This is a genomic window from Streptomyces sp. SM18, assembly GCF_002910775.2.
GTDB classification, from domain to species: Bacteria; Actinomycetota; Actinomycetes; order Streptomycetales; family Streptomycetaceae; genus Streptomyces; species Streptomyces halstedii.
Genome location: NZ_CP029342.1, coordinates 552,948 through 564,904 on the forward strand (window position 1 = coordinate 552,948; position 11,957 = coordinate 564,904).

Annotated in this window: 13 protein-coding genes; 6 read left to right on the forward strand and 7 right to left on the reverse strand. The window is 73.0% G+C overall.

Going from position 1 to position 11,957, the window contains the following annotated elements; translation table 11 throughout:
• Positions 1-269: 269 nt before the first annotated feature.
• Positions 270-896 (reverse strand): YigZ family protein, encoded by a 627-nt coding sequence (locus B9S64_RS02275; protein ID WP_103493564.1) that lies wholly within the window; start codon positions 894-896, stop codon positions 270-272.
• Between the two features lie 82 nt (positions 897-978).
• Here B9S64_RS02275 and B9S64_RS02280 point away from each other — a divergent pair, with 82 nt between their 5' ends.
• Positions 979-1,395 carry a CoA-binding protein gene (locus tag B9S64_RS02280; protein WP_103493565.1) on the forward strand — a complete coding sequence of 139 codons (417 nt, stop codon included), beginning with the start codon at positions 979-981 and terminating at the stop codon, positions 1,393-1,395.
• Positions 1,396-1,526: 131 nt separating this feature from the next.
• Entirely contained in the window at positions 1,527-2,327 is an 801-nt protein-coding gene (locus B9S64_RS02285) for an aminoglycoside N(3)-acetyltransferase (RefSeq protein ID WP_374936102.1), read from the forward strand.
• 150 nt (positions 2,328-2,477) lie between these two features.
• On the opposite strand, the gene B9S64_RS02290 is transcribed toward B9S64_RS02285, so the two are convergent.
• Both B9S64_RS02290 and B9S64_RS02295 read right to left on the reverse strand, forming a co-directional pair.
• Complete coding sequence (locus B9S64_RS02290; RefSeq protein ID WP_103493566.1) at positions 2,478-3,032, reverse strand: YbaK/EbsC family protein; 555 nt, start codon at positions 3,030-3,032, stop codon at positions 2,478-2,480.
• Between the two features lie 31 nt (positions 3,033-3,063).
• A complete protein-coding gene (locus tag B9S64_RS02295) occupies positions 3,064-3,816 on the reverse strand; it encodes a DapH/DapD/GlmU-related protein (RefSeq protein ID WP_103493635.1) in 753 nt (250 codons plus the stop codon).
• 196 nt (positions 3,817-4,012) lie between these two features.
• On the opposite strand from B9S64_RS02295, the gene B9S64_RS02300 reads away from it, so the two are divergent.
• Positions 4,013-4,543 (forward strand): gamma carbonic anhydrase family protein, encoded by a 531-nt coding sequence (locus B9S64_RS02300; protein ID WP_103493567.1) that lies wholly within the window; start codon positions 4,013-4,015, stop codon positions 4,541-4,543.
• 4 nt (positions 4,544-4,547) lie between these two features.
• Here B9S64_RS02300 and B9S64_RS02305 read toward each other — a convergent pair whose 3' ends face one another.
• A complete protein-coding gene (locus B9S64_RS02305; RefSeq protein ID WP_103493568.1) occupies positions 4,548-5,366 on the reverse strand; it encodes a DedA family protein in 819 nt (272 codons plus the stop codon).
• A gap of 189 nt (positions 5,367-5,555) precedes the next feature.
• Positions 5,556-5,993, reverse strand: coding sequence for a DUF4442 domain-containing protein (locus B9S64_RS02310; RefSeq protein WP_103493569.1), 438 nt, complete (start codon positions 5,991-5,993; stop codon positions 5,556-5,558).
• A 110-nt stretch (positions 5,994-6,103) separates the two neighbouring features.
• Between B9S64_RS02310 and B9S64_RS02315 the strand changes: the two genes are divergently transcribed.
• Entirely contained in the window at positions 6,104-7,174 is a 1,071-nt protein-coding gene (locus B9S64_RS02315; protein ID WP_103493570.1) for a hypothetical protein, read from the forward strand.
• A gap of 93 nt (positions 7,175-7,267) precedes the next feature.
• A complete protein-coding gene (locus tag B9S64_RS02320) occupies positions 7,268-8,542 on the forward strand; it encodes an MFS transporter (RefSeq protein ID WP_103493571.1) in 1,275 nt (424 codons plus the stop codon).
• Here B9S64_RS02320 and B9S64_RS02325 read toward each other — a convergent pair.
• Positions 8,531-9,376, reverse strand: coding sequence for a spermidine synthase (locus B9S64_RS02325; protein WP_103493572.1), 846 nt, complete (start codon positions 9,374-9,376; stop codon positions 8,531-8,533). The genes B9S64_RS02320 and B9S64_RS02325 overlap by 12 nt on opposite strands.
• 139 nt (positions 9,377-9,515) lie before the next feature.
• On the reverse strand, positions 9,516-10,685 hold the full coding sequence (gene tuf, locus B9S64_RS02330; protein WP_037875452.1) for an elongation factor Tu: 1,170 nt from the start codon (positions 10,683-10,685) through the stop codon (positions 9,516-9,518).
• A 397-nt stretch (positions 10,686-11,082) separates the two neighbouring features.
• Here tuf and B9S64_RS02335 point away from each other — a divergent pair, with 397 nt between their 5' ends.
• The gene (locus B9S64_RS02335; protein ID WP_103493573.1) at positions 11,083-11,808 is read left to right on the forward strand and encodes a TVP38/TMEM64 family protein; all 726 of its coding nucleotides are present in this window, start codon (positions 11,083-11,085) and stop codon (positions 11,806-11,808) included.
• Positions 11,809-11,957 lie beyond the last annotated feature (149 nt).

Consider the following 11,957-nt stretch of genomic DNA (forward strand, 5'->3'; position numbering starts at 1 on the left):
GCGTTTTCGCCCTCACAACACCCTCCGAACCGGCATCGGCCCCGCCGGTACCCACCACGCCGGTGCCGGTCGGCACCTGGTCCGTCACGGCTCTCAGTCTGCCACCCTCAAGGAGGCCGCCGGCCCGGCCGTGTCACTGTCCCCCGTGCGCTCCCCGTGGGGTCCGGCAGCCGGTTCTCCGCCGGGCTCAGCCTCCGTGACCCGTGTGTCCTGCACCGGGCACGTCGCACGCCGGCCGGCTTCCGCCAGGAACCCGTCATACGTCCCCGTCACACGTCCCCGTACGCCTCGCCGCCCGGCTCGAAGGTGGCGGAGCCGGCCGTGGCGTCGGCCAGCCAGGCCCGGAAGCCCTCGACGTCGGCGTCCGGCAGGCCGATCTCGATGGTCACGGCCTCCGCGTACCGTACGTCGCGCACGATCCGGCCTGTGGACCGCAGATCGTTCTCCAGCTTGCCCGCGCGCTGGTGGTCGACGGTGACGGTGGCCAGCCGGTAGCGCCGCCGGGTGAGGGTCCCCAGGGAGTCGAGTGCCTCGCCGACCGCTCCCCCGTAGGCGCGGATGAGCCCGCCGGCGCCGAGCTTGACCCCGCCGTAGTAGCGGGTGACGACGGCGACCACGTACCGCACCTCGCGGCGCAGGAGCATCTGGAGCATGGGCACCCCGGCGGTGCCGCCCGGCTCGCCGTCGTCGGAGGCCTTCTGTACGGAGGCGTCCGCGCCGATCACGTACGCGTAGCAGTGGTGGGTGGCGCCGGGGTGCTCGGCGCGGACACGCGCCACGAACGCCTGTGCCTCCTCCTCGGTGGCGGCGGGGGCCAGCGCGCTGAGGAACCGCGATCGGTTGATCTCGGTCTCGTGCACGCCCGCGCGGGCGACGGTCCGGTACTGCTCCTGCATCAGGCCACCCTATGTGCCCGGCCCGCCTCCTCATTCACCCGTACGCGGGGAATGGTCCGGGGCGGCCGTCCGTTGTCCGGGCATGTACGCAGACGATGAGACGGTCCGCAGGATTCTTCTGGACACGGGTGACACCTGGGCCGTGGTGGGCCTGTCCGACAACCCCTCCCGGGCGGCGTACGGGGTGGCCGGGGTCCTTCAGCGGTTCGGCAAGAAGATCGTTCCGGTGCACCCCAAGGCCGTGACGGTCCACGGCGAGCGGGGGTACGCCTCCCTGGCCGACATACCCTTCCCGGTCGATGTCGTGGATGTCTTCGTCAACAGCGATCTCGCGGGTGGCGTCGCCGACGAGGCGGTCGCGGTCGGGGCGAAGGCGGTCTGGTTCCAGCTCGGTGTGATCGACGAGGCGGCGTACGAGCGGACGCGGGCGGCGGGCCTGGCCATGGTCATGGACCGCTGCCCCGCGATCGAGATACCCCGCCTGGACGACCGGGCGTGACGCCTCGCCCCTGAGTGCGCTCCGACTCCGGCGGGGGCCTGGGGCTGACCGACGGGGTCGTCGGCGCCGACGGGTCGTCCGTCCGGAAGGCGTGGTGTCGCGAGCGGCCGGCCGCGGGGACAATGCGGGGCGTGGCACACGACCTGATCACCGGTGGGCGGGTTGCCGCCCAGTTGTCCGAGCTGGGTGTGGAGCGAGGGGGCGTGCTGCTGGTGCACGCCTCGATGCGGGCGGTCGGCATGGCCGCCGGGGCGATGGCGGGCACCCTGCGGGAGGTGCTCGGGCCGGACGGGACGTTGGTCGTGCCCGCGTTCACCATGGAGAACTCCGACACCTCGCGCCACTATCTGGACCGGGTGCGGGGGCTGGACGAGCAGGCCCGCGCCGCGGTCCGGGCGGCCATACCGCCGTTCGACCGGGCGACCTCGTCCGCGGCCGCCGTGGGACGGTTCGCCGAGGCCGTGCGCCTGACGCCGGGTGCCGTGCGCAGCGGTCATCCGCAGACGTCGTTCGCGGCGCTCGGTCCGGCCGCCGGGAGCCTGCTCGCCGGGCACCGGCCCGACTGCCATCTGGGCGAGGACTCCCCCCTGGCCCGGCTGTACGAGGCCGATGCCCTGATCCTGCTGCTGGGCACGGGTTACGACACCTGTACGGCCTTCCACCTCGCGGAGTACCGCCTGCCGTCGCCTCCCCGCCGCCGCTACCGCTGTGTGGTGGCGGACTCGGGACGGCGCCGGTGGTGGGAGTACGAGGACGTCGCACTCGACGACAGCGACTTCGCCGCCTTGGGGCACGACTTCGAACGCCTGGACACGGCCGGGGCCGTCCGCAGGGGCCAGGTGACCTCGGCGCCCAGCCGTCTGGTCCGCCTGCGCTCCGCCGTGGACTTCGCCACGGTCTGGCTCAGGGACCACCGGCCCGCGCGGAACTGACGACCCGCGCGGGCGGGGCGGGCACGCAACCGTGTGCCGGCGCGTGGGTGACCCGGGAGGTGCCTGGGCGATCCGGGAGATGCGCCTGGGAGACCCGGGGCCCCGGGGTGGCGCCGGGCCGGTCCGGGTCCGACAGGCACGGCCCGCCGGTCAGATCCCGAGGCCCTCCACCAGGACGGCTCCGGGGAGGGCGGCCAGCGCCTTGCCCGGGACGATGAGCTTGCCGCGGCGCCGGCCGCTGCCGATCAGGACCCATTCCTCGTCCACCACGGCGGGGTCCAGCAACAGGGGCCACTCCGAGGGCAGTCCGACCGGTGTGATGCCGCCGTACTCCATGCGCGTCCCGTCGACCACGGTGTCCACCGGGGCGAAGGTCACCCGGCGGGCATCGAGGTGCCGGCGCACCGCCCCGTTCACGTCGACGCGTGCGCGGGAAAGCACCACACACGCGGCCAGGGTGCTGACACCGCCCCGTTTGGCCTTGACGACCAGGCAGTTGGCCGACCGGTCGAGCAGCTCCGGACCGTGGTGCTCGACCAGGACGGCCGTGTCGGCGATCGCCGGGTCCGTGTCCACATAGACGATCCGGTCGGCGGGGAAGCCGCCCCAGCCCGCCTTCACCACGTCCGCCACGGGCGGGGTGAGCAGATCGAGCCGGTCGGCGGCGGACGAGACGTCTTCGAAGGAGCCCAGCGGTGCGCGCATGCGGAATACGCTAACAGCCCTCGCGGACGGCTCATTTGCTGTTCGGGGACTTGGCCGGCAGGTCCGTCACCGCGAGCAGTTGCTCGGGCGTGACCCCGTCGGGGAGCGGCACCGGAGCCGGGGTGCGCAGCGGTGGCTGCCAGCCCTTCTCCGGGTCCCACCTGCGCACCACCCGGGCCGGTGCTCCGGCCACCACCGCGTGGTCGGGCACCACCCCCCGTACGACGGCGCCGGCCGCGACCACCACGTTGCGTCCGAGCCGGGCGCCCGGGAGGACCACCGCTCCGGTGCCGATCCAGCAGCCCGGACCGATCGTCACGGGCTCCATACGGGGCCACTGCGTGCCGACGGGCTCGTGCGGGTCGTCGTAGCTGTGGTTGGTCGACGTGACGTAGACGTACGGACCGCAGTACGTGTCGGAGCCGATCGTCACCGTGGTGTCGGCCACGACATGGCTGCCGCGCCCCAGGACCACCCCGTCTCCCAGGGTCAGGATGGGCTCGGGTCCCAGGTCCAGGTCGGGCATCAGTCCGGCGGTGAGCGTCACCTGCTCGCCGATGACGCAGTGGTCGCCCAGTTCGATCCAGGGCTCCCCGAACACGGTGCCCTGCGGAAAGGCGAGCCGGGTCCCCACACCGATACGGCCGAACCTCAGCCGCCCCGGGTGCTGCGCGGTCACCGCACCGGTCTCCCGCACCCAGGACCAGCCCCGGTGGACGGCACGGGACAGCACCCGCCGCCTCCAGCGGGCCACGGAGGGGAAGAGTGTTCGATTCTTCGGCACCCGCTCACGGTAGTCGGCCAGGTCGGGCGGGTCCGCGCCCCGACCTGTGATGTTCACCCCACCCTCCCCTCCGCCGGGGCCCGTCACCTACGGTTCCTCTGACACGACGGCCCCTGACCGGAGCCCCCGCGGGAGCCCCGGCGGCGGCCGCACCGGCGGATCACCGCACCCCGCAGCGGCAGCGAAGGAGTACGCGATGGCAGAGCAGGCGTTGATCACCGGCATCGGCGGCAAGGAGCCGGACATCGACGCGGACGCCTTCGTGGCGCCGACGGCCGTGGTCGTCGGCGAGGTGTCGATGGCCGCGGGTTCGAGCGTCTGGTACCAGGCCGTGCTGCGGGCCGACTGCGGGCCGATCACGCTGGGCCCCGACAGCAACATCCAGGACAACTGCAGCCTGCACACCGACCCCGGGTTCCCGCTGACGGTGGGCGCGCGGGTGTCCGTCGGGCACAACGCGGTCCTGCACGGCTGTGTGGTGGAGGACGACGTGCTGGTCGGCATGGGCGCCACCGTGCTCAACGGGGCACACGTCGGAGCCGGTTCACTGATCGCCGCGCAGGCCCTCGTGCCGCAGGGGATGCGGGTGCCCCCGGGCTCACTCGTCGCGGGGGTGCCCGCCAAGGTCAAGCGGGAACTGACGGCGGAGGAGCGCGAGGGCATCGCGTTCAACGCGGCCGGTTACGTGGAGCTGGCCAAGGCGCACCGTTCGGCGCACGGGGCCTGACCGCTCAGTCGGCGGCGGGCACCGCGTCCGGCTCGGCGGCGGCCGCCGTGGTACCGGGGGCGGGAGCGGCGGCCGCACCCGAGGCCGGCACCGCTCCGGACGAGGGCGACGAAGCGGCCGAAGAAGCCGCGTCGCCCGAGGAGGCCGCACCGTTCGGGGAGGCCGGGCCGTCCGAGGAGGCCGGGCCGGACGCGGTCTCCGGGGCGTCCGCGGCCTGCTGCCCCGCCTTCTTGGCGCGGTTCCTCAGGACCAGCATCGAGGTGAGGCCGATGAGCACGGCCAGCAGCAGGCCCAGCCAGGAGAAGCGCTTGAGCCACGCTTCCGCGACCACGCCCACGGAGTAGATGACGGCCGTGGTGCCCCCGGCCCAGAGGATGCCGCCGAGCACGTTGGCGATCAGGAACTTCCAGTACGGCATGCGCAGCACGCCCGCCAGCGGACCGGCGAAGATGCGCAGCAGGGCGACGAAGCGGCCGAAGAAGACCGCCCACATGCCCCACTTCTCGAAGGACCGCTCGGCCACACCGATCTGAGCCGGTCCGAAGTGTTTCGGGAATCTCCCGCCGAGCCAGGCCAGCAGGGGCCTGCCTCCCTTGCGGCCGATGGCGTAGCCGATGGAGTCGCCGATGATCGCCCCGGCCGTCGCGCAGGCGCCGAGCACCACCGGGTCGATCTCACCGTGCTGCGAGGCCAGGAGTGCGGCGCTCACCAGCACGATTTCGCCTGGCAGGGGGATGCCCAGGCTTTCGAGTCCGATGACGACCCCCACCAGGAGGTAAATGCTGACCGCGGGCACGGTCTCGAGCCACTCCTGGACGTGCAAGGCCGGTTCCTCCCGTAAGAAATGTGCCGCCGGGCACCACGTGGGGTGCACGGCGGCAGCCTACCTGTCTCACGGCGGCGGGCGGCGAGGCCCCGACCGGCTCCCCGGCCGAGCCCCCGTCCGGAGCCTCTGTCCGCCCTCGGACGTATGCGAGGACGCGCAGGCCCGGAAGACGGTTCCGGGCAGGGATCAGCGGTGGGGGCGCAGGGTCCAGACCACGCTCATCTCGCTGGTCACCGCGCCGTCCGCCCGGTGGATCTCGACGGCCACCGGGAACTCGGGCCGCTCACCGGCGTCCAGCTCGGCGACGACGTCGGCCACCGGCCGTCCCAGGGTGGCGGTCGCGGTGAGCGGGCCCATGGCGACCTTCTTGAACGCCATCTCCGTGGTGACGGGGAGCGGGACGGCCCGGCTCAGCTGGTCGCCGAACGCCGCGATGACGACCGCGCCACTCGCGGACTCGGCCAGCGTGAACATCGCTCCGGCGTGCGGTCCGCCCAGGTGGTTGTGGTAGTCGGCCTGGTCGGGAAGCGAGAGGACGGCACGCTCCGCGGTCGTCTCCAGGTACTCGATGCCGAGGGTGCGGACCATGGGAACGCTCGCGGTCAGCATCTCGCCGACCGTCATCTCTTCAGTACTCATGGCCCGGATGTTACTTACGGGTAGCAGGTTTTGGCCATCCCCCGGCGGGGGCGGCCGTAGCAGCGCCGCCTGCCGCCCCTCTATGGTTACTGGCCATGTGGCCAGGACAGCAGCCGCCCGGGGGCGAGCAGAACCCGCAGGACCAGAACCAGAACCCGTACCAGCAGCCGGGGTACCAACAGCCGAATCCCTACCAGCAGCCGGGATATCAGCAGCAGGGGTACCCACAGGGCCAGCCCGGCCAGCCTGGGCAGCCCGGCCAGCCGGGGCAACCGGGGTATCCGCAGCCCAACCCGTACCAGCAGCCCACCGTGCCGCAGTACGCCGTGCAGGCGCCGCCCGGCGGTCCGAAGCCGCCGGACGACAAGAGGAAGACGACGATCGTGGCGGTCGTCGCCGCGCTGGCCGTCGTCGTGGCGGCCGGGGTGACCGGGTTCCTCGTCCTGGGCAAGGACGGCAAGGACGACGCGCCCCTCGCGGACGACAAGAAGGCCTCGCCGTCCGCGAAGCCGTCCGAGACGGAGTCCTCCCCCGTCGCGAACCCGCGCGGCGGTGAGGACGCGGCGCCGACCGTCCCCGGCTGGAAGGTCGTGACCAACCCCAAGTGGGGTACGCAGTTCGACGTCCCCGGGGACTGGGAGGTCTCCGCGAGCGGCGTGTTCTCGGGCTTCTCGGACACCAAGGACCCGACCGGGGCGCCCGCCGCCGGATTCTCCGCACCCGCGTTCCACAAGACCAACTGGTGCGAGGACGACGTCGACAAGGACGGCAAGAAGGAGTCGACCGAGCTGGCCGGGGTCGGCACCAAGGGCGCCAAGGGGGCCAAGAACACCGACGAGGCCGCCACCAACGAGGCCGCCAACTTCGTCTGGGCCGCCTACGCCCAGGAGGACCCCAAGGACAAGATCAAGGTCGGCAAGGCCGAGCCGTACACCACGGAGTCGGGCCTGTCCGGCAGCATCGCGACGGCCACCGCCACCGGGCTGGCCAACAAGAACAAGTGCGACACCGACGGCAAGTCGATCGCCTTCAGCTTCAAGAACGCCAAGGGCGACTACTCGACCTGGATCCTGTACGCCGCCGCCGGAATGGACGACGAGCTCCCGGACACCACGATCCGGAAGATCCTCAGCACCGTGCGTCTGGCGGAGGGCACCACCTCCTGACGCTCGGGCACTGCCGCCATGGCCGGAAAACATTTGGACAGAAATGGCCGAAACCGGTTGGCAGAAGGAGGCCCGGACCGCGATAGTCCCCAGGTGACTTCCGCCGCGGCCGTCCCCGCCGCCTCTCGTAACTACGGTCTGCTGACCGCCGCCGCGATCATCACGGGCCTGGGCACCCATGGCGCGTTGATCGCGGCGGCCTTCGCCGTGCTGGCGTCGGGCGGCGACGCCGGTGACGTGGGCCTGGTCGCCGCCGCGCGCACCGCGCCGCTCGTGCTGTTCCTGCTGATCGGCGGGGCGATCGCGGACCGGCTGCCGCGCCACCGGGTGATGGTGGCGTCGAACGCCCTCAACTGCGTGTCCCAGGCGGCGTTCGCCTGGCTGGTCCTGGCCGGCGACGCCCAGCTCTGGCAGATGATGGTGCTGACGGCCCTGTGCGGTACCGGGCACGCCTTCTTCAACCCGGCGGCCGAGGGCATGCTGCTCTCCAGTGTCACCGGCGAGCAGGCGGCCAAGGCCTTCGCCTTCTTCCGGATGTCGATGCAGGGCGCGGCCATCGGCGGGGCCGCGATCGGCGGGGCCATGATCGCGGCGATGGACCCGGGCTGGGTGCTGGCGGTGGACGCCGTGGCCTTCGCGGTGGCCGGCGCGCTCCGGGCCTTCCTCGACGTGAGCCACATCCCCGAGCGGACCGGCGGCAGCAGTCTGCTCACCGATCTCCGGGAGGGCTGGCGGGAGGTCGCCGGGCGGCCCTGGCTCTGGGCCGTCGTGCTCCAGTTCTCCGTGGTCGTGGCCGTCGTGGGCGCCGCAGAGGCGGTGTACGGCCCCCTGGTGGCACAGGAGAAGCTCGGTGGCGCGCGGCCCTGGGGATTCGCGTTGGCCGCGTTCGGCGCGGGCACGCTGCTGGGGGCGGTGCTGATGATGCGGTGGAAGCCCCGCCGGCTGCTGCTCGCCGGCACGCTGTGCGTGTTCCCGCTGGCCCTGCCCTCGGCGAGCCTCGCCGTACCGGTGCCGGTGACCGTGCTGTGCGCGGCGATGTTCGTGACCGGGGTGGGCATCGAGGTGTTCGGTGTCTCCTGGATGACGGCGCTGCACCAGGAGATCCCGGAAGACAAGCTCTCCCGGGTCTCGTCGTACGACTGGTTCGGATCGGTGGCGATGCTGCCCCTGGCCACCGCCGCGGCCGGGCCGGTCGAGTCCCTGATCGGCCGGAGCCAGGCCCTGTGGGGCTGCGCCACGCTGATCGTGGTGGTGACGGCGGGAGTGCTGTTCGTCCCGGACGTACGCAACCTGACCCGGCGCGTCACCGTCAAGGAGGTCGCGGTCGAGGCTTCCGGGCCCGCCCCGGCGGTGGTGTCAGCCGAGTGAGAAGGCACCCTGCGGCGGCTCGGGTGACGCCACGGCGTCGGCGTCACCCACGGGCCGCGCGCCCCTGGTGAGCCGGATGAGCGCCTCCCCGTGGGCGACCCGGGCGGGGAACGCGTCGGCGGCGCAGAGCCGGGTGAGGCGCGCCAGGTCGAACGGCGTGTGCCCGGCGAGGAGTACGACGTTGCCGAAGCGCCTGCCGCGCAGGACCGCCGGTTCGGCGACGAGCGCGAGCTCACCGAACACCTCGGCGGCGTTGGCCACCTGGGAGCGGAGGAAGCCGAAGGGGGCGCTGTCGGCGAGGTTGGCCGCGTAGACGCCTTCCGCGCGCAGCACCCGGCCGGCCGCCCGCGCGTACTCGACCGAGGTGAGCTCGGCCGGCACCCGCGCCCCGCCGAAGACGTCCGCGATCAGCAGGTCCGCCGACTCCCGGGGCGCCCGCTCCAGCCAGCCGCGGGCATCGGCGGCGTGCACGGCGATCCGGGCGCCCTCGGGCAGCGGCAAGTGCTCGTCGACGAGTCCGATGAGCCCGGCGTCCGCCTCGGCCACCTCCTGGCGGGACCCTGGCCGGGTGGCGGCGACGTACCGGGGCAGGGTGAGCGCGCCGCCTCCGAGATGCACGACGTCCAGGGGCGCGCCCGGTTCCGCCGCCAGGTCCACGACGTGGGCGAGCCGTCGTACGTACTCGAATTCGAGGTGGTCCGGCGCGTCGAGGTCCACGTAGGACTGCGGGGCGCCGTCGACCGTGAGCAGCCAGGCCCGCTCCCGGTCCACGTCGGGCAGCAGCCGGGCGGTGCCGCGGTCGGTGGTGCGGATGACGGGTATCGACTCGTTCACGGCCCCATTGTTCCCCGCGCGCGGCACTGCTCCGGCACGCGGAACCCGCTCCCCCCGGTCGTGGCGGGGAGCGGGTCCGGCGTGCTCGGTGACGGACCCGCGCGCTCGGCGACGGCACGGCGCGCTCGGTGACGGCCCGTCAGAGCAGTTCGGTGACCGTGCCCGCGCCGACCGTCCGGCCGCCCTCGCGGATCGCGAAGCCGAGTCCGGTCTCCAACGGGACGTCACGCCCCAGCTCGACGGTCATGGTGACGGTGTCACCGGGACGCGCCACCGCCACCTCGCCGAGGTCCACGTCCCCGACGACGTCCGCCGTCCGGATGTAGAACTGCGGCCGGTACCCGGTGGCGACCGGGGTGGTGCGGCCTCCCTCCTTCGCCGACAGGACGTAGACCCGCGCGGTGAAGCGGCGGCTGGGCGTGACACTGCCGGGGGCGGCGACCACATGGCCGCGGCGGACCCGGTCGCGCTCGACCCCGCGCAGCAGCAGCGCGACGTTGTCGCCGGCCTCGGCGGACTCCATCGGCTTGCCGAACGTCTCCAGGCCGGTGACGACCGTCTCGACGTCCGCGCCGAGCACCGCCACCCGGTCCCCCACCCGCACGGTGCCGCGCTCCACGGCCCCGGTGACGACGGTGCCGCGGCCGGTGATGGTCAGCACGTTCTCCACGGAGAGCAGGAACGGCGCGTCGGTGTAGCGCACCGGCATCGGTACGTACGTGTCCACGGCGTCCAGCAGCCCTTCCACGGCCGCCGTCCAGCGCGGGTCGCCCTGGAGCGCGCCCAGTCCCGACACCCGTACCACGGGCACCGTGTCGCCGCCGTAGCCGTGCGCGGAGAGCAGTTCGCGGACCTCCAGTTCGACCAGGTCGGTCAGCTCGGGGTCGCCCGCGTCCGCCTTGTTCAGCGCCACGACGATGTGGTCGACGCCGACCTGACGGGCCAGCAGGACGTGCTCGGCGGTCTGCGGCATGATCCCGTCGAGCGCGGAGACGACGAGGATCGCGCCGTCGAGCTGGGCCGCCCCGGTGACCATGTTCTTGATGTAGTCGGCGTGTCCGGGCATGTCCACGTGCGCGTAGTGCCGGGTGTCGGTCTCGTACTCGACGTGCGCGATGTTGATGGTGATGCCCCGCTGCGCCTCCTCCGGCGCCCGGTCGATCCGGTCGAAGGGGACGAAGGTGCCGGTACCCCGGTCGCTGAGCACCTTGGTGATGGCGGCGGTCAGGGTGGTCTTGCCGTGGTCGACGTGGCCCATGGTGCCGATGTTCAGGTGCGGCTTGGTGCGCACGTACGCCGTCTTGGGCATGGTTCGTTCCTTGGTGTTCGAAGCTGAGTGAGAAGACCCCAGGGCCCCGCCGACCCTCCCCTTGCGGGGTCCGCCGGACAGTCGGGGGAGGGTCAGCTTCGGGCGCCGCCGATGGGTGCCGCGGCAGCGGCGGACGCCGCGTCAGCCGCTGCCGCGATCACGGTCGCGAGGCTCACGGCAGCCTTCGGCGCGGCCGCGACCGCGGGCCGTGCTGCGAGGAAGGCGTACCGGAACATGTGCCCGAGCATGGCGGAACGGCACGACGGCGTCGAACGGTTTTCGGGCGGTGCGGGCGGGCTCGTACGGGTGGCTCGTGCGGGCGGCGGGTGCCCCGCGCAGACGGTCTCATGAGGACCCGTTACGGCGATCACATGCCGGTTTCGGTTACTCTCCCCCAATGTTCGAGCCCGTCCCCGCCGCCCGGCCCGCCGGCGGTCTCGTGGTCCGCTGCACGAGGCTGTTGCTCTCCCCCTGGTCCCGGTTCTCCCTGCTGGTGGCCGTGCTGCTGGCCGCCGCCTCCACGATGCTGCTGCTCGAACCGCAGCGGCTGCTGGCGTCCGGTTGGCCGCCCCAGCTCACGGGCTCGGCCGCGGCGATGCTGTTCGCCCTCGTGTACGGCGCGTGCACCGTGGCGTTCGTACCGCGGCCGCTGCTGAACCTGGCGGCGGGCGCGCTCTTCGGGGCGCAGACGGGGCTGGCGGCGGCGCTCGCCGGGACGGTGCTGGGCGCGGGCGTGTCGTTCATGCTGGGCCGGGTGCTGGGCCAGGACGCGCTCCGCACGCTGCTGCGCGGCAAGTGGCTCACGGCGGCGGACGGACTGCTGAGCCGGCACGGTTTCCGTTCCATGCTGGCGCTGCGGCTCTTCCCGGGTGTGCCGTTCGCCGCGGCCAACTACTGCGCGGCGACGTCCCGGATGGGCTGTCCGCCGTTCCTGCTGGCCACCGGGATCGGTTCGATCCCCAACACGGCGGCGTACGTCGTCGCGGGCGGTTCGGCGTCCTCGCCGGCGTCCCCGGTGTTCCTGGCGTCGATGGGCTTCATCGTGGTGTCCGGTGCGGGCGGGGCGCTGGTCGCGTGGCGCAGGCGTCACCGGCTGGGCGCGGCGGGCGGCGACACCGTGTAGCCGGGGGTAGCCGGGTCTTGTTCACCCGCAGGCGATACGCTGCCCGCGACCGACAGAGGATGTCCGGGGCCGTGGCGTCCCGTCCCCTTTTCTGACCACATCCGCACGCTGCTGACGGCCTCCGTGCCCGTCCGCCCGTTGCACGAGCA

Bases quoted from the DNA above. Each gene is read 5' to 3' on its own strand.
- B9S64_RS02335 (WP_103493573.1), top strand. From the start codon at position 11,083: ATGTTCGAGCCCGTCCCCGCCGCCCGGCCCGCCGGCGGTCTCGTGGTC.
- tuf (WP_037875452.1), bottom strand. From the start codon at position 10,685: ATGCCCAAGACGGCGTACGTGCGCACCAAGCCGCACCTGAACATCGGC.
- B9S64_RS02315 (WP_103493570.1), top strand. From the start codon at position 6,104: ATGTGGCCAGGACAGCAGCCGCCCGGGGGCGAGCAGAACCCGCAGGAC.
- B9S64_RS02275 (WP_103493564.1), bottom strand. From the start codon at position 896: ATGCAGGAGCAGTACCGGACCGTCGCCCGCGCGGGCGTGCACGAGACC.
- B9S64_RS02310 (WP_103493569.1), bottom strand. From the start codon at position 5,993: ATGACGGTCGGCGAGATGCTGACCGCGAGCGTTCCCATGGTCCGCACC.
- B9S64_RS02280 (WP_103493565.1), top strand. From the start codon at position 979: ATGTACGCAGACGATGAGACGGTCCGCAGGATTCTTCTGGACACGGGT.
- B9S64_RS02300 (WP_103493567.1), top strand. From the start codon at position 4,013: ATGGCAGAGCAGGCGTTGATCACCGGCATCGGCGGCAAGGAGCCGGAC.
- B9S64_RS02290 (WP_103493566.1), bottom strand. From the start codon at position 3,032: ATGCGCGCACCGCTGGGCTCCTTCGAAGACGTCTCGTCCGCCGCCGAC.